Genomic DNA, 16,762 nt, shown 5'->3' with positions numbered 1-16,762 from the left:
CTGCTAGCCTCCCGTTTTGGGGGTGTTGGGCTCGGCAAAGGCTTGTGCTTCGATAAACACATCCATTTGCTGGCCGACATACACTGAAAACTGCTTACGGTCAAAGCTATACAAGGCTTGTAACACGCGGGTGTCGACCCGCTCGGTGCTGTCGCCGGTGAGGGATTTTTTCGGCACGACGAACGGCTCGACATAAGCCAATTGCAGGGGAAATTTAAAATCGCGGTTGCCGCGTAAATACGCCACTGCCGGACGGCTTTTATCGAAACGCCACGCGTCATTCTCGTCAATATCGACCCGGACATGGAGTTGGTCTAAATTACCCAACACCAGCAAGGCATTACCGCCGCCCGCTTGGGCAAATTCACCTGGCCGCAGATTGATTTGCAACACTTCGCCGTCAACAGGGGCGCGTATCACCAGCCTGTCCAAGGTGGTTTGGCTATCCGCCAGAGCCGCCGCCATTTGCTGTACTGCCGCTTTGGCGCTCTCTAGCTGGGCTTTGGCGATTAACAGCGTGTTTTGCCGTTTCAGCAACTCTTCGCCGCTGATCGCCCGCTTGTCGGTGACTGCTTCGGCTAAGCGGCTCAGCGCTTGGCTGTCATTGACGTTAGCGAGCGCGACATTGACTTCGGCTTGGGCTTTGGCAAGATCGGCGTGTCTGACCGCTTGGGTGGCTTTTGCCTCACGGTCATCCAGATAAAACAACACCGCACCCGCTTTGACCTTATCGCCGACCTTGACGGTGACCACGTTGACGATACCCGACAGCGGTGTGCCGATAGCGATGTTTTGGCTTTTGGCTTCGATGATCCCGGCTCCGGCAATAAAGCTTTGGAACGGCGCGGAAGCGGGTTCGGCCACGGCAGCGGCCACGGGCATGGGTTGGCTACCGCTGATGACGGTATAAATGGCAAAAATAAATCCGGCACTGGCGAGTACCGGCAAGACATGTCTGATTTTCATAACGCCTCTGGATAGGGTGGGATACGTCTGGCGTACCCTTACGTTAAAGCCTAATTACGTTTAGAACCGCACCGACATGAGAGTTTAAAAATCTGCGGTGCGGACGTGGGGTTATTTCAGCTCGGCAGCGGAATGCGCCACGTTGACAATATGCCCGTCGTCCATTTCGGCGATACGGTCGGCAAAATTAAAAATCCGCGCATCATGGGTCACAATCACCAAAACCCGCTGTTGATCGAGGGCTACGGCTTTTAGCAAGTTCATGACATTCTGGCCACTTTCGTGATCCAAGGCGCTGGTAGGTTCGTCGCAGACAATCAGGCGCGGGCCGTGTATTAAAGCGCGGGCGATGGCGACCCGTTGCTGCTGGCCACCGGACAGTTGCGCAGGTAAGGACATTGTCCGTTCGCCCAAGCCCACTTTTTCCAACATTTGCGCCGCCCGCCGCTCGGCCTCACCACGCTTTACCCCGTTGATAATTAACGGCACCGAGACATTTTCGGCGGCATTCAGGGCGGGCAGCAAATTATAAGCTTGGAAGACAAAGCCTATATTTTCGGCGCGGAACCGTAATTTGTCCTTACTGCGTAAGGTCAACAAGTTCTCGCCAAACAATTCACAGTCACCCGATGTTTGGTCAAGAATACCGGCAATAATGGAGATGAGGGTCGTTTTTCCGCAACCTGAAGGGCCGACCAACATCATCAGTTCGCCCATGTTAATATCCAAATTCACACCGTTGAGCGCAGTTACCACTTGGCCGCCTGTGTCGTAGGTCTTAACAATATCACGGCAACGGATAGCTAACGGCGTGGCGTTCATGACGGGATTCCCAAGGTTTAGCTCTTAAAAACAATGGCGGGTTCTAAACGGATGACTTTCATGATGCTGATGAGGGCGACCATGACGCAAATCAGCCCGACCCCACCGCCGCTAAACACCAGCAATTGCCAAGGCATCTTAAAAGCCAAAATGCTATGGCGCATCAAAAAGCCGAATAAGGCGGCGATGCCGACCCCTAAACCATAGCCAATACTGCCCACCACCACGGCTTGCAGTAAGATCATCCGCAAGAGGATGCCGTTGCTTGCCCCCATGGCTTTTAATACCCCAAATTGGCGCAAATTTTCCAGGGTGAAGTTGTAAAACGTTTGCCCGGCGATAGCCGTGCCGACGATAAAGCCTAAAGCGATGGTGATGCCAAAGTTAATCGGAATGCCCGTATTTTTCAGAAAATAGGAATAGGTCAATTTTTTAAAATCATCTTGGGTATAGGCCTCCAAGCCTGTGATGGCCACTATGCGTTTGACCAATTCCGCTTTATCTTGGCCGGGTTTGGCTTTTACCAAAACAAACGAGAGCATTTTTCGCTCTACAGGCGCGTAGGATTTAGCCCGTGAATAAGTGGTGTAAATGACAGGCTGTGACTGGAAGGTGCGGGTCACTTTTGCCAAACCGACCACGATGGCGCGGCGGTCATTTAATTCTAGGCTATCACCCACTTTCAGCGGTGTTTTCTTACCGTCTGGGGTTGCCGCCGGTTTCGCCAGCTTTTCACTCGCACCGTCAATGTCGACAATCACGCCATCACTGCGGCGTAAATCGCTCAGCTTGCCTTCCAACATCACTGCCGGGCCGCCGATCAATGTAGTATCATCCAAACCAACGACATTACAAGTCTGAAACGCCCCGTCAGTGAGACGGGCTTTTAATAAGCCCTTATACAAGGGCATTGCCCATTCCACGCCAGTGATGCCGCGCACCCGGTACAGTTCGGTTTCCTGCATGGGCTTAATGTCGTCAATAAACTGCACTTTGGGATCCATCACCCAAATGTCGGGCAAACCGACATCAGAAATAAAGCTGTAAGAACGTGCCATCAGGCCGATGAAAATGGCTGGCTGCTGAGTCATAATCAGTGAGGCAAACGTCAGCCCCATGACAATCCCTAGATATTTGCCTTTATCTCCCATCAGCATTTTTAAGGCGATATGATTCATAACGGACTCTCGACGGCGGGCTTTAATTGCTGGAGCGCCGCTAGGGAAAACGCGGCGATATGCTGGCTGCTCGCTTGTATGGCGGCGGGGCCGGCAATTGCTTCAGGAAACAGGCGGTCAATAATCGACCGCGAATGCTTAAACATCAGACATTGCCCTAAAATGCTCATCACACACCGTTGCAAGAGCATTTTATCGGCCTGTCCACCTAACAATACTAAGATAATCTCTTCCAGCAACGCACATTGCGGAATAATCGCCTTGGCGATGATGATATCCAAGGCTTTGGTCGGCTCGGCAATTTCCCGGCTAATCAGTTTGCCCGGTATACCCAAATGGCTGTCATCCAATAATTTATTGAGAAAATGTTGGATAAATAGGTTTAGGCGTTGCTCAGGCGGCAAACCGACATCCTCGGCAGCTTGGTAAGGGTAGAGTTTGTTCAGTTCGGTAAAGGCAAAAACCAATGCTTCCGTATACAAGCCTTCCTTGCTGCGGAAATAATAATTAACTGCCGCCACATTGACATTGGCGCGGGTACAAATTTCGCGCACGGTCGCGTCACGGTAGCCCTGCTCGGCAAACACTTCCACGGCAATTTGCAATAAGCGGTTAATGGCTAATTCTGGCTTGGTTGCTGAGCGGGTCTCTAACATGTAAACGGCAGTATTAAACAGTTGTTTGAAATGATTGTATAAGAAAATGCTGTAGGTGGCAATGCAAGAGTGTGCCAATTTCCCTAATTAAAGCTTGAAAGCAAGCGAAAAGCTAAGCATAGTAAACCCTACCCACATTTACATAAGAGGTTAAAAAAATGGCTGAATATCTGATCCGTACAATGGGCTCAACGGAGCTGACAACGGTTTTGGGCTGGGCAGGGCAAGAAGGCTGGCGGCCTGGGGTGGCAGATGCCGGGTATTTTTACCCGACCGACCCGCAAGGGTTTTTTCTCGGCTTATTGGATGGCGAGCCGATAGGCAGCATTTCGGGAGTGAAATATAGCCCAGAGTACGGCTTTATCGGGCTGTATATCGTCAAGCCAGACTACCGTGGGCAGGGTTTTGGTATGCAGCTTTGGCAAACGGCCATGGCTTATTTACAAGGCGGTAATATAGGCTTGGACGGGGTAGTAGCCCAACAGGGCAATTATCAGAAATCGGGTTTTCACAGCGCCTATCGGCATGTCCGTTATCAAGGCTTAAGTACGGTGGAGGCCGCCAGCTCAGATAATGGCATCAGGGCAGCGGCCAGTGTGCCGTTTGCGGAATTATTGGCGTATGACAGTACCTTGTTTCCAGCGCCTAGGCCAGGGTTTTTAAAGGCTTGGCTAAACCAAACCCACGGCACGGCCTTGGCGGTGGTGAGGGAAGGGCGGCTGCAAGGTTTTGGGGTCATCCGTGCTTGCCATGGCGGTTATCGGCTAGGGCCGCTGCTGGCGGATACCGCCAACGTTGCCGAAGCGTTATTAACGGCCTTAGTGGCGACCTTGCCCGAAGGTAGCCCTTTTTTTATGGACATCCCCGAACCTAACCGCGAGGCTTTAGCCTTAGCGGCTGACCGTGCCATGCAGCCGGTTTTTGAAACGGCGCGGATGTACACGCAATCCCCGCCCAATGTTGCTATCGGCAAGCTCTTTGCCGTGACCAGCCTTGAGCTGGGTTAACGGTTTTGGCGCAATGCGTCGGCACGTTGGCAATAGCTGTCCGATTGCATTTCAATCAGCCTGGAGACGGTGCGCTTAAACTCAAACGCGCCGTCGCCTTCGGTGTACAGCTCAGGGGCGGGGACTTGGGCGCTGCAAATCAGCTTGATGGTATGCTCATATAACACATCGATTAAGGTCATAAAACGCTTGGCTTCGTTGCGCTTTTCGGCGGACAGCTGAGGGATGCCGACCATCATGACGATGTTAAAGCGTCCGGCCATCGCCAGATAATCGGCGGCGCTGAGGGCTTGGGCGCACAGTTCGTCAAATGAGGTGAACAGAATATCCTGATAGGTGGCTTTTAGTTGGATTTCACGGCCTAAGACGGTGACAAAATCCGGCTGTAACAAGGCCCCTTCCGATAATTCCCGATAGGTTTGCCAAACAAATTGGCGCATCTGCTCAGTCCGTTCGCCCGGCACTTCGCTAAGCGGGCAATAATAAGTGACCTGTTGCGCACTGCCATGGCCTAAACGGTAGTCTTGCTCGGCAGACAGCTCTATAATATGCGCGGCTTTTTCTAAAATGCTAATGAAAAATAAAAATTGCTCGCGCTGTAGGCCGCCTTGATAAAGGTCATTAGGGTGACGGTTGGAAGTGATCACCACCACCAGCCCCAGTTCAAACAGCTTACCGAACAAACGCCCTAAAATCATGGCATCGGCAATATCGGTGACATGGAACTCGTCAAAACACAATAGCCGCACCGAGCTGCGGATATTTTGCGCCAAGGCGGAAATCGCGTCAGTTTGGTTTTGTTGCCGCCATTTATAGATAAATGTGTGAACTTCCTGCATGAAGGTATTAAAATGTACCCGACGTTTTTGGGTAATGGGGCAGGCTTCGTAAAACAATGCCATTAGCATGGATTTGCCGCGCCCGACATCACCATAAATGTATACGCTCCGGCAAGGCCGCTGCTTGCCGCCCTCCTGCGCCGCCAATTCCTCCAACAAGATTTGCAAAACTTGCAACGTTTGGAGTTGGGCGGGGTCTTGCCGGAGTTGTTTTTGCACAACTTGCTGTGCATATCTGCCCGCTAATAAGCCTGCTAACTCAGGCGCAGGATCGGGAGGCAGGGTAGGGCGGGGCTGAAAAAAATGTTTTAGCATAATTCCGTAAAAAATAGTAAAGTCAGCTCTTTATGGGTTGAAGCTTTTCTTTAATGAAATGGTCAATCAAGAGTTAACATCAAAAATAGCACTAAGAGCGGCAGTAAGAGTAGCATTAATCGCTACGCCAAACTATCGGTACCTATTGCTGGCTGTAAATAGTCACTATCCAAATCATATTAATGCCTTTATGCGCTGTAATGCTTGGCGTTAACATGCTTCCTTCTTAACAAATTGTGATAATATTCACGGTTTTTGCTCCTTTCATTCGGAGTTAATGAGTTTATGATCAAACAGCGTACGTTAAAAAATACTATTCGGGCCACGGGTGTCGGCTTGCACAGCGGCGAAAAAGTCTATCTGACCTTACGTCCTGCCGAAGCGAATACGGGCATCAGATTCCGCCGTGTCGACCTTGCGGACCCCGTCACTATCCAAGCATCGCCCAATAATGTTGGTGAAACAGTGCTGTCGACCACGTTGGTTGCGGGGCGGGTGAAAATCTCCACAGTTGAGCATTTATTGTCCGCATTTGCGGGTTTGGGTATTGATAATGCCATGATTGATGTCAGTGCCGCCGAAGTGCCGATTATGGACGGCAGTGCCGGGCCTTTTGTGTTTTTATTGCAATCTGCCGGGGTTGAAGAGCAGGAGTGCCCTAAACAATATATCCGCATCAAACGTCGGGTGCTGGTTGAAGACGGCGATAAATGGGCCGCTTTTGATCCCTTCGACGGCTTTAAAGTCACGTTTACCATTGATTTTGAACATCCTGCTTTTGAAGAACATGTCAAAACGGCGACAATGGACTTCTCGTCCACCACCTTCGTCAAGGAAGTCAGCCGTGCCAGAACCTTTGGCTTTATGAAAGACATTGATATGTTACGGCAAAACAATCTGGCATTGGGCGGCAGTTTAGATAACGCCATTGTTGTCGATGACTATAAAATCCTCAATGAAGAAGGCCTGCGTTGTGCTGACGAATTCGTCAAACATAAGATTCTTGATGCCATCGGCGACCTGTACTTACTGGGTTATAGCCTGATTGGCGGCTTTACCGGCCATAAGTCCGGCCATGGTTTGAATAACAAATTATTGCGTAAATTGCTTGAAGAGAAAGACGCTTGGGAAATGGTCACGTTCGATAACGAAAATGATGCGCCGATTTCTTTTATGCGTTCCGCGCAATCGCAACGCCCTGAATCATAAAAGCCTTACATTAGTGTAAGCGCTAATCCCCCCCCTCTTCACTAATAATAAGTCACGGAACGGGTTAATATCCCGTTCACGCTGGCTAAATCCCCTATTCTACAAGCCACAAGACCATAACCTTTACGGTTTTTAACCACGCCAAAAATAGGCTTCCCGGAGCGATCGCCAGATTATATCTGGCACAGCTACGCGAGCCGCGTCTTTTGCTTGTGTCCCCAAAAAAGTTAGCGAGGTTATTCTTACGCTAGCTGTTAATACCCGCCACTTTGCATTTTTACTGTTTATCCTTGGCTTTGCTAAGCGAAGGAGTCAGTGGCTTGCATCTTTCCGTTGCTTGATTTAGATGGTTATTCATAAAAAAACCGTTTTTAATCATGCCGACAATAAATATTTTAGCTTTAAATATCAGCTGCTTATTGCCGTAGGCGTGCCATTTGTTAAATATTGACTATTTTTAATAGTAATAGTTAATTTCATTTAATAGTTTTTTAACTTAGACTAAAACAACTCATTAAATTTATCTTTCAGATATATTATTTTTTAATAATTAAAATTGAGATTAGCTTATGATTTTTTAAGTTTTATCAGGCTTTTAAATAAAACAGAGTTTTTATTAATCCCATTAGTCACAAGAATTAAATTTCAATGACTTCTATGAATGAGTGCGCCTTTAAACTGGCTTGGAAATACAAAAGTTTATATGGCGTACAGGCATGGATGCACCTTCCGCATTACCGATAATATGGGTAATGTTTTCTTGGGTTATTATAAAAATAATGGCCTGCAATGCGTTTAACTTTTTCAAAGGCGTTTAAAATGACTAACAATGTATATGCATCATACAATGGCTCACAAAAAGGCTTTACCGTACGCGACTTAAACTTAAACCAATTGTCTTTTTGTAACACTGGCTTTAATATCAACAGCATCGCGGCAGGGGCGAACGGTGATTTATATCTGACCTCGGCCAATCGTATTTACCATTACAAAGCAGATGGCACTTTGATTAACACGATGACTTTTCCAGATGCGGGAATCAATTATACAAGCATTACCGTCACCGTAGACCATGTTTATGCTTCGTATTCCGGCTCACAAGTGGGCGTGACAGTCCGTGATTTGAACCTTAACCAGCTTTCATGGTTTGCCACACCATTTGTTACCAGCGGCATCGCCGCCGGAACGAATAATGACCTTTATCTGGCTTCCGGAAACCATATCTACCATTATGGAACAAATGGGGCGCTGATTTACGATATGGTCTTCCCCATTAACACGATAAACTATACCGATGTGACCGTTCTTGGCGATAAAGTTTATGCTTCCTACAACGGTTCCCAGTTAGGGTTCACTGTACGCGATCTGAATTTGAATCAGTTGTCCTACTGCAATACAGGGTTTAGCATAAGCAGCATAGCTGCCGGTAAGTCAGGCAATGTCTATTTGGCATCGGCAAACAATCTGTATAACTATACGGCAAGCGGCGCTTTAATTTACGATATGAGATTCCCAGATACTGGCGTAAATTATACAGGCGTTTCTGTGGTGTTTGTCTCATTGACTTAAGTTTGTGTAAAAATTGGCAAGCTTAAGCGACCCAATGAAATATATGGCCCCCTCCAATCCCTCAGGAGGGGGCTTTGTTTATAAGCCGCCCAAGTGAGTGTCTGTTCGTCACCCCAATAAAAAACACCCTGACGCTTGCTGGTTGTCCAGCACCGCCTCGACCGTCCCGTCTTTTAATTCCACCCCCGAAAGCTGGCGCTGCTCCGCTTCTTTGATTAAAAACAACAACTTTTGCACGGCTTGTGCGTAGCTTAAGCCATTGTGATGGATGTTGGAAATGCAATTGCGGTCGGCATCGGTACTGATACCGGCACGGGGGCGATAGGTAAAATAAATTCCCATACTGTCCGGCGAACTTAGGCCGGGGCGTTCGCCGATTAAGAGGATACATAATCGGGCGGCAAACTGCTCGGCGATGGCATCGCCGATAGCGACCCGACCATGCCTGACCAGACACACCGGGGGTAGGGCATAGCTTTGCAAGGCCGGCAACAGCAGGGCTAAAAAATTTTCCGCATGACAGGCAATGGCTTTTGACGATAAACCATCCGCCACCACAATGACGGCATCGGCTTGGTGAGTGGTGTGGCGGCGTAACGTCTCTGCCGCCGACTCCGCCAATAAACGCCCTAAATCAGGACGCTGTAAATACAGGCGCTGGTTGTCCGCCTGGCTTGCCAAGGTCAACGATGCTAAGCCCCGCGCCGCCAAAGCCTCGGCCAGATGGGTAAAATCTAAGGGGATATTGACTGCATCACGCGCTAAGGCATGGGCTAACTGAAAATCTAAGCTGGCTTGGGTGGGCAGGCTCATACCCGCACGGCCTAGGCCGATACGCGCCGGGGTAAACTCGCGTAAGGTCTGCCATGGGTCTGGCGGTGCTATGGGTTGTTCGGGTTTATTCACTGCCATAGCCGCCGAGTTTTTCTAAAGTGGGTTTAAACAGCGCGGGGATATCGCGGTGATTGGGCAGACGGTTATCGCCAGTAAAAATCTGTTGGTTTTGCAGCCATTGCTCAAATTCGGGGGCAGGGCGCAGGTCTAACACCTGCCGTAAATACAACGCGTCATGGAAAGACGTGGACTGATAATTGAGCATGACATCATCCGCCCCCGGCACACCCATGATAAATGTGCCGCCCGCCACCGCGAACTGGGTCAGCAGTATGTCCATATCATCTTGATCCGCTTCGGCGTGATTGGTATAGCAAACATCGCAACCCATCGGCAGGCCTAACAGTTTGCCGCAGAAATGGTCTTCCAAACCCGCACGGATAATCTGCTTACCGTCATACAGGTATTCGGGGCCGATAAAGCCGACTACGGTATTGACCAATAAAGGCTGAAAACGCCGCGCCACCGCATAAGCCCGCGCTTCACAAGTTTGTTGGTCTAGGCCTAAATGGGCATTGGCGGATAAGGCACTGCCTTGGCCAGTTTCAAAATACATGCAGTTAGTGCCGACTGTGCCGCGCTGTAACGCCAAAGCGGCTTGATGGGCTTCATCGAGCAGGGTTAGATTGATGCCGAAACTGTCATTGGCTTTTTCAGTACCTGCAATGGATTGGAACACCAAATCGACTGGCGTACCTTGCGCCATAGCGTTTAACGTCGTGGTGACATGCGCCAAGACGCAGGCTTGGGTGGGGATTTGATAACGCTCAATAACATCATTCAGCAAATGCAATAAGCGCGTGGTGGCCTGCAAATTATCCGAGGCCGGGTTGATGCCGATCACCGCATCGCCGCAGCCGTACAGCAACCCGTCTAACAGGCTGGCGGCCACTCCGGCGGCATTATCGGTCGGGTGATTGGGTTGCAAGCGCGTGGACAGGCGGCCAGCCAAGCCGATAGTGCCACGGAAACGGGTAACTACACGGCATTTTTTCGCCACCAGAATCAAATCCTGAATCCGCATGATTTTTGATACTGCCGCGACCATCTCAGGGGTCAGGCCAGGGGCGAGGGCGGTTAACGCTTTGGTTGTCGCTTGTTCTGACAGCAACCAATTGCGGAAATCTCCGACCGTTAAATGACTGACTGGCGCGAAGGCCGACGCGTTATGGCTGTCGATAATCAGGCGCGTCACTTCGTCCTGTTCATAGGGCACTAAGGCTTCGTTTAAAAACTGCTTTAACGGCACGTCCGCCAACACCCATTGCGCCGCCACCCGCTCCAGATGGTTAACTGCCGCTACGCCGGCCAAATAATCACCGGAACGCGGCGGCGTGGCTTTCGCCATCAGGTTGCGCAAGGATTTAAAATCATAAGACAGGTTTGCCGTTTGTATCTTATAACGCATCGGCCATCCTAAGCTTAAGCCAGCGGGGCAGGGGGCTTATCCTGTCAATGGCTGTAACTGGTTTTGCAGTCATTGCCTTCGCTATTGCATACCACATTCTTTTTCCAGGTTTTCTCTGCCGCGATGTCGACACCATAGCCTTTATTGGCGATCAGTATTAAGGTATTTTCCTCAAAACGCACCTGAAAATGTTTCAGGGCGGTCATGCCGATCAGCACCTCGTCCAAATTATCGCTAATACTGGCTTCAGTATTTTTGATAATGGCGTTACCCAATTTCAATTCTTTTATTTCCGTCTCATGCACTTCCGCCAGACCATTAGCGGTACTGACCATGCCGGATTCGCCTATCGGCAACTTCGCTTCCTTGGCTAATTTGCTGGGTATGGCGGTAGTGGTCGCTCCGGTATCAATCAAAAAGGGCATACTGACCCCATTAATCAATGCCCGACCCCTGAAATGGCCTTTATTATCGCCGTGGATAACAATGTCTTTTTGGTCTAATTCGCAGTGCTGCCCGATAAACGGGCCTATCGCTTGGCGGTAATCGACAGTATGCAACACGCCTAAGAGCATCAAAAACGCCACCATACCTTGGCTTAATTTTGTCCAAGAACTCATAACAGTACCTTTTTTAAACTGGCAGTTGGGGCGCAAAGTGCAGGCTATGTGGCACAATCTTTTAATGAGATTGGAAAATAGCCAAAAACTCATTCGCTATAGGTTGTCCGGCACTCTTCGCCATCGGCATTACAGACCCGATTTTTCTTCCATTTCGTTACTGAGTCACCCTCACTGACGGTCAAGTCGGTATTATAACCTTTTTTCGCCGTTAGCCTCATCGTGCCGTTTTCAATTTTAACATTGAACATCTTTAAGGCCGTCATGCCCATTAGCACTTCGTCCAGCGAATAACTGACGGTCGCATCGATATTTTTTAACAGCGCCTTGCCTAGCTTCATTTCTTTAATCGTAGAGCCCACGCCATAAGTTTCGCCGTTAGCCGTCAGCATTCGCCTGATCTCGCCAATAGGCATATTGGCGGCTCTGGCCAATTCAATAGGCACGGTCACTGAGGTGGCTCCGGTATCCAGCAAAAAGGGCATAGTGACACCATTAATGACCGCTCTACCCCTATAATGGCCTTGGCCATCGGCGTTGAGCAAAACCCCGCCTGTCACTTCAACGCCTTCATCAACTGGCTTAAATTCAGGCAGTTTAGGCTTTTTATCGTCCTTACTGTCGGCATCGGGTTGGAGCTTATCGGCTATGTAGCTTATTAAGGTATTTTCTTTAATATCCTTAACTTCTATAGACTTAGAAACCAATATTGCACAGAACACCCCAAGGCCTACGCCAACAGTCTGGGCAAGCAATTTTGCTAAAAACTTCATATCCATTACCTTATATTAGGTTTGCTTATTATAAGCTTAGATCATTATGGGATTTTATTAAACCCCTTGGCGATAAAATAAACGCTATTGCCGATGGAATATAGCCGCAAAGCCTATATTCCTTTATTGCCCCATCAAATCTTGCTTGATAAACTGCTGCTAAGTGATTGAATTTATGAAATGAGGAAAAAATGGCTATAGTATTCTTCGACACCCATAAAGTTTTTACTGAACTTAAGCCGGCAGGTTTTAGCGAGGCACAGGCGGAAGTTCTGCTTGACCTGCAAAAGGCTATGGTCAACCACATAGTGGAACAGGTACGGCATCAATATTATGAGTTGGACACTATGCCGCCGAACGTGATCTGAAAAACGTAGGGCAGAGCGTACCGTATTCCTGGCAGTCTCTGGCGCGGTTAAATCGGGTTCTGTCTTTAATTTAACATAATATGCATTTTTTGCAGCTCCAGCCCCCACAAAACATAGTTAACGCTTTGAATTAAAATAAAAAAACTAGCCGCCGCTCCGACGGCTTTGGAAATCTTCAACCACGCGCTAAGCACCTTTCCGTCGCTTCTGGCGACCGCCGCCGCTATCAGTACCTCTGTCTCGTCTACTCCCAAGGCTTCCGCTACTTTTATTGCCGTTTCGTCTGCCATTCTTCCTTTGCTTCTGATTACTGATAGCGACCCTTTATCTATTTTTAACAGTTTTGCTGTTTTGTAATCGCTTCCTGTTTTTTCTTTTAAATCATCTATGTAGTCAATGACGGTTTTCATTTTTGAATTTCCTAGTTGGTTTCTATACGACTATATTCTTGACATTGATTTGATGCAAGGTTAGTCTGTGTATGACGGTTGGTTTCTATACGACCATTTTTAAATCATCATTGAAGGCAAGCCAATGAACCTACAGACCGATAAAGCCCAAAGCAGTACCGCCCCCACCTCAACAGTTTTAGACGCGCTTGCCTGTGCTGGCTCCATAGCGTCGGATTTTTCAGCCAGCACACCTTTTGACTTCCAGCTATCAACAGCCCCCACTCTTCAACTGATTTGGACAATCGACTCCCAAGGCAACAATCCCTTTGTTTGCTTAGTCGAAGTCGAATTGGCCAAACGTTACGAAAGCATCCTGCGTGTTGTTAGTGTTGAAATGCAACGCCTACCCGTTTCGGTCGGCATTGTCGCCCCCGATTACGTCTATAAAATCGCCCTGCGCATCATAAAAACCTATCCTGAGGCGGTCGTCGATTCCGTGCAGGTTCTGGTCAATGCCATTTTGTCCGAGATTGCCGAACAGTTGCCTTTCATGCTCGTTAATGAGCAAGAATGCGCCACATCTTTGGCAAATATCATAGCACGGGAAATTTTAGCCGACGGCTTAACGTTACCTGATGTCAAAACTGACGTTTCTGTAGCGTTGGATGAAGAGCGCATAAAACAAACGGTCTTTAACCTTTACGAACTTTTTCTGAATCAAGCTGATGAGTCAGAAACTTACGAGGCGTTTTTTGTTGCCCAACATTCCGCGCTGGTTGCGTTTTCAGCGATTAAAGATTTATTGGCTGACACAGTACCTGCTAAAACCATCAATATTATTAACGGTTATTCAACCTTGGTTGATCAATTTCGGTTTCACGAAGCCGGGGCGGGTTTTCAGCCCTTAGCTTTCTTCGTCTCACTTTGTTTAATCGGCTCCTCCGTCGCGCTCGCCGTCGGTCATCCTTTTGCGATGGCGGCGGCATCTTTAGTCGTTATGCTTTTCGGGATAGACAAGCTTTGTATTTCTATCTTGGGGGATGAATACGGGGTGTTTTCTCCTTTGTCCGATATTTCTTCACTTTGCCAGTCTTGTTTTTTAAAGATTAAGGCGGCGTTATGATGTTGCTTTCCCAATTTGTTTATTTCTTGGAAGCCTTCGCCGTCGTTTTGATGCTCTTGGTTCATATTGACTGTTGGCGGGCATTTTTCAAGCGTCCGCTTACATGGTGCAATTTCCTTATTTTTGTTGATCATATTTATCATCACCCCTATTTTAGGCGCAACTTTAAGTATTTTATTTATTTATGTGTTTTTGGTTGGCCGCTTCTCGCCATTGTTGATTATTTGGTATCTTTGGCGGGTGTGTCATGATTATTTACACCGTCAATTGTAAATACTGCGGTATCCCAATGGATTCTGGTTTTAATAATCTAGGCCGCTCGCCGCTTGAGGGGGCTTCCCATGGATGACTTGATTACATCCTACGTTCAAGCCGTACGCATTAAAAAGGTTCAGCTTGCGCTTGAAGAAGCCGACAAAGACGCTGGCGGCACTTTGCAGATCGGCGTGGTCATTTCTTCCGGCCTCTCTGCCCGTCTTGATGCCGCTTGCCAAGTTCTGGGCATTACCAAGTCCGGTCTTGTCCGCGCGGCACTCATTGATTCTTTAGACAAAGTCGATGCCCTTTTTAAGGACGGTGAATGATGCCGATACAGCCCCTACAAAAACCCTCCGACGTGACCACCTTCGCCGCCTACATTTATTCAAACTCTGCCACCCTGTTGGATTTTGACCAATATTGGGAGATATATAGTGACCTTATTCATATTCTTTACTGGAATCCTGATATCGATCTTCCTATTATGTTGTCGAGTTCTAATATGGATTTTCCGCGTCATCAAACCTCACCGTTGGGTAACTTGGCTGTTCCGCAAGGTGATGAGGGCTGTCCTTCTGATGCTCCTCAAGTTAAACCAGTGGGTATCAAGCCATGACTTTAGGCGCTTCTAGCTTTATTGAAAACCGCTTTCAAGATGCCGTCACACTAGATGAAGGTTTCTACAGGTTGCCCCAACGCCTCCAAGACAAAATACTGCCGCCTTTCGTATTGACCGAACAAGAAAAAGTCCGGCAACGCCTGTTGTTGTCTAATGCCCAAGTCCATTCCCTTGAAGAAATGCAGGCGCAACACGGGCAAGCCATAAAGGCCAAAGCGGATTCTACCGCAAACCCTGCCCAAGGGGTGGGCGAGGCCGCACAAACAGCCGACGCGCCAGCGGCGGCTTTGTGCGGCCTCGCCCCCACCCCCCTTACTAACAGGGGGGTGAAGTCACAGGATGGCTATTCAGGCTTGCCTAGTTTTGAGGCCCTGGAAAAACTTAAATTGGTTGCCATGGGAAAAGGCAAATATCAGGCGGTTTCTATCCCGTTGCCCGATAAAAGCAAAGATGTGAAGCATTCTTTTGTTGATTGGGTCAACTTCACCTTCAAAGCCGATTTGTTCCCTATCGAACTGAACACCGGACATCCTGCCCTCGGTGATGAGGACTACATTACGGCGTTATCCCTGCATCTTCATGACATTTTCGGCTATGGCATCACCCGCAAACGCGAAAGTGGCCTTAACTTCTACCATCATTCCTATGACCTCGGCTTTAACGGCTGGGGCATAGTCTGCATAGGCGGACAAAACGGCACTGTACTTGTAACCGTTAAAGGTCAAGGCCTTATGTCCGCAAAAGTCGGTTGGGAATTGCGTTTGAAGCGGTTCCTCCAAAACATACCCGATGCCAAGATAACCCGCGTAGACCTTGCCCATGACAGCTTTAACAGCGAAGTGTCACTAAACGATTATCTGGAAATGTATAGGGCAGGGCTGTTTAACGGTCGCGGTTGCCCTCCCGAAGTTGAATGTCACGGTAACTGGGAAAAGCCCAACGGCAAAGGCAGAACCCTCTATATAGGCTCTAGGCAATCAGGCCGTTACCTGCGTATCTACGAAAAAGGCCTTCAACTCGCCAAAGGCTACCATGATGTGGCTACACTAAACCGGACACACAATTTAAAATATCCTGAAAAGAGTGTGATCCTACTATGAGCCAAGAAAAAGCCAAAACCTATAGCGCCGAATTTAGAGAGTCAGCCGTCAAGCTGGCCAACCACTGATTCTAAACATGATAAGCCCATTTCACCGAACCTTCTGGATCGTAAATTTAAGGTGGGTCAACCCGATCAAGTCTATGTTGGCGATATTACCTATATTCATACCCAAGAAGGCTGGTTGTATTTGGCTGTCGTGATTGATCTGTATTCACGGCAAGTGGTCGGTTGGTCAATGGCGGAACATATGCGCACCAAGCTCGTCAACGATGCCCTGTTAATGGCTATTTGGAAGCGGAAACCCGACAAAGGTTTGTTATGGCATACGGATCGGGGCAGCCAATATGCGTCGGAAAGCCACCGTGCGCTGTTAAAGCAACACAGTATCAGCCAGAGTATGAGTCGTAAGGGTAATTGCTGGGATAATGCCGTATCAGAAAGCTTCTTCCATACGCTCAAAACCGAACTGATACACCATGAGACTTATCAAACGCGTTCTACGGCAAAACAGGCTGTGTTTGAATATATTGAGGTCTTTTACAACAGAGAGCGGCGGCATTCAGCCAATGGCTATTTGTCGCCTGTAGACTACGAATTGCAGCAAATGGCTGCTTAACCATGTGTCCGGAAAAGTGTTGACACAT

Annotated in this window: 18 protein-coding genes and 1 pseudogene; 9 read left to right on the top strand and 10 right to left on the bottom strand. The window is 48.5% G+C overall.

Annotated features, from left to right (window positions below; genetic code table 11):
* Window positions 1–3: 3 nt before the first annotated feature.
* From CEK71_RS07125 to CEK71_RS07110, 4 genes are all read right to left on the bottom strand, one after another.
* Entirely contained in the window at window positions 4–966 is a 963-nt protein-coding gene (locus CEK71_RS07125) for an efflux RND transporter periplasmic adaptor subunit (RefSeq protein WP_088618741.1), read from the bottom strand.
* Between the two features lie 111 nt (window positions 967–1,077).
* On the bottom strand, window positions 1,078–1,788 hold the full coding sequence (locus CEK71_RS07120) for an ABC transporter ATP-binding protein (RefSeq protein ID WP_088618740.1): 711 nt from the start codon (window positions 1,786–1,788) through the stop codon (window positions 1,078–1,080).
* Window positions 1,789–1,805: 17 nt separating this feature from the next.
* Window positions 1,806–2,966 carry an ABC transporter permease gene (locus tag CEK71_RS07115; RefSeq protein WP_088618739.1) on the bottom strand — a complete coding sequence of 387 codons (1,161 nt, stop codon included), beginning with the start codon at window positions 2,964–2,966 and terminating at the stop codon, window positions 1,806–1,808.
* A complete protein-coding gene (locus CEK71_RS07110) occupies window positions 2,963–3,622 on the bottom strand; it encodes a CerR family C-terminal domain-containing protein (RefSeq protein ID WP_088618738.1) in 660 nt (219 codons plus the stop codon). Before CEK71_RS07110 ends, CEK71_RS07115 begins: the two co-directional genes overlap by 4 nt.
* Before the next feature lie 158 nt (window positions 3,623–3,780).
* Here CEK71_RS07110 and CEK71_RS07105 point away from each other — a divergent pair, with 158 nt between their 5' ends.
* Entirely contained in the window at window positions 3,781–4,629 is an 849-nt protein-coding gene (locus CEK71_RS07105; protein WP_088618737.1) for a GNAT family N-acetyltransferase, read from the top strand.
* Here the strand turns inward: CEK71_RS07105 and zapE are convergent.
* A complete protein-coding gene (gene zapE, locus CEK71_RS07100; protein WP_088618736.1) occupies window positions 4,626–5,783 on the bottom strand; it encodes a cell division protein ZapE in 1,158 nt (385 codons plus the stop codon). The genes CEK71_RS07105 and zapE overlap by 4 nt on opposite strands.
* 285 nt (window positions 5,784–6,068) lie before the next feature.
* Between zapE and lpxC the strand changes: the two genes are divergently transcribed.
* Window positions 6,069–6,992: a UDP-3-O-acyl-N-acetylglucosamine deacetylase gene (gene lpxC, locus CEK71_RS07095; protein ID WP_088618735.1), complete on the top strand. Its 924-nt coding sequence runs from the start codon at window positions 6,069–6,071 to the stop codon at window positions 6,990–6,992.
* 819 nt (window positions 6,993–7,811) lie between these two features.
* A complete protein-coding gene (locus CEK71_RS07090; protein ID WP_088621530.1) occupies window positions 7,812–8,561 on the top strand; it encodes a hypothetical protein in 750 nt (249 codons plus the stop codon).
* 108 nt (window positions 8,562–8,669) lie between these two features.
* Here CEK71_RS07090 and eutC read toward each other — a convergent pair whose 3' ends face one another.
* From eutC to CEK71_RS07070, 4 genes are all read right to left on the bottom strand, one after another.
* Window positions 8,670–9,473, bottom strand: a complete 804-nt coding sequence (gene eutC / locus CEK71_RS07085; protein ID WP_088618734.1) for an ethanolamine ammonia-lyase subunit EutC — start codon at window positions 9,471–9,473, stop codon at window positions 8,670–8,672.
* On the bottom strand, window positions 9,460–10,863 hold the full coding sequence (locus CEK71_RS07080) for an ethanolamine ammonia-lyase subunit EutB (RefSeq protein WP_088618733.1): 1,404 nt from the start codon (window positions 10,861–10,863) through the stop codon (window positions 9,460–9,462). Before CEK71_RS07080 ends, eutC begins: the two co-directional genes overlap by 14 nt.
* A gap of 44 nt (window positions 10,864–10,907) precedes the next feature.
* Window positions 10,908–11,483, bottom strand: a complete 576-nt coding sequence (locus tag CEK71_RS07075) for a retropepsin-like aspartic protease family protein (RefSeq protein WP_157679042.1) — start codon at window positions 11,481–11,483, stop codon at window positions 10,908–10,910.
* 89 nt (window positions 11,484–11,572) lie between these two features.
* Complete coding sequence (locus tag CEK71_RS07070; protein ID WP_157679040.1) at window positions 11,573–12,256, bottom strand: retropepsin-like aspartic protease family protein; 684 nt, start codon at window positions 12,254–12,256, stop codon at window positions 11,573–11,575.
* A 191-nt stretch (window positions 12,257–12,447) separates the two neighbouring features.
* Here CEK71_RS07070 and CEK71_RS22460 point away from each other — a divergent pair, with 191 nt between their 5' ends.
* Window positions 12,448–12,624 carry a CCDC90 family protein gene (locus CEK71_RS22460; protein WP_157679038.1) on the top strand — a complete coding sequence of 59 codons (177 nt, stop codon included), beginning with the start codon at window positions 12,448–12,450 and terminating at the stop codon, window positions 12,622–12,624.
* Window positions 12,625–12,689: 65 nt separating this feature from the next.
* Here CEK71_RS22460 and CEK71_RS07065 read toward each other — a convergent pair whose 3' ends face one another.
* A complete protein-coding gene (locus tag CEK71_RS07065; RefSeq protein ID WP_088618730.1) occupies window positions 12,690–13,034 on the bottom strand; it encodes a hypothetical protein in 345 nt (114 codons plus the stop codon).
* Window positions 13,035–13,158: 124 nt separating this feature from the next.
* Between CEK71_RS07065 and CEK71_RS07060 the strand changes: the two genes are divergently transcribed.
* The 5 genes and pseudogenes from CEK71_RS07060 to CEK71_RS07035 form a co-directional block, all read left to right on the top strand.
* Entirely contained in the window at window positions 13,159–14,139 is a 981-nt protein-coding gene (locus tag CEK71_RS07060; protein ID WP_088618729.1) for a hypothetical protein, read from the top strand.
* 341 nt (window positions 14,140–14,480) lie between these two features.
* Entirely contained in the window at window positions 14,481–14,723 is a 243-nt protein-coding gene (locus tag CEK71_RS07050) for a hypothetical protein (protein WP_088618727.1), read from the top strand.
* On the top strand, window positions 14,720–15,013 hold the full coding sequence (locus CEK71_RS07045; RefSeq protein ID WP_088618726.1) for a hypothetical protein: 294 nt from the start codon (window positions 14,720–14,722) through the stop codon (window positions 15,011–15,013). The genes CEK71_RS07050 and CEK71_RS07045 overlap by 4 nt, the downstream gene beginning before the upstream one ends.
* A complete protein-coding gene (locus CEK71_RS07040; RefSeq protein ID WP_088618725.1) occupies window positions 15,010–16,116 on the top strand; it encodes a replication initiation factor domain-containing protein in 1,107 nt (368 codons plus the stop codon). Before CEK71_RS07045 ends, CEK71_RS07040 begins: the two co-directional genes overlap by 4 nt.
* Before the next feature lie 60 nt (window positions 16,117–16,176).
* A pseudogene (locus CEK71_RS07035) lies at window positions 16,177–16,734 on the top strand (IS3 family transposase); the annotation flags it as partial.
* Between the last annotated feature and the right edge of the window lie 28 nt (window positions 16,735–16,762).

It is taken from the genome of Methylovulum psychrotolerans, from assembly GCF_002209385.1.
Classification (GTDB): Bacteria; Pseudomonadota; Gammaproteobacteria; order Methylococcales; family Methylomonadaceae; genus Methylovulum; species Methylovulum psychrotolerans.
The sequence above is the reverse complement of the archived record's forward strand: the minus strand, read 5'-3'. Positions and strand labels throughout refer to the sequence as shown.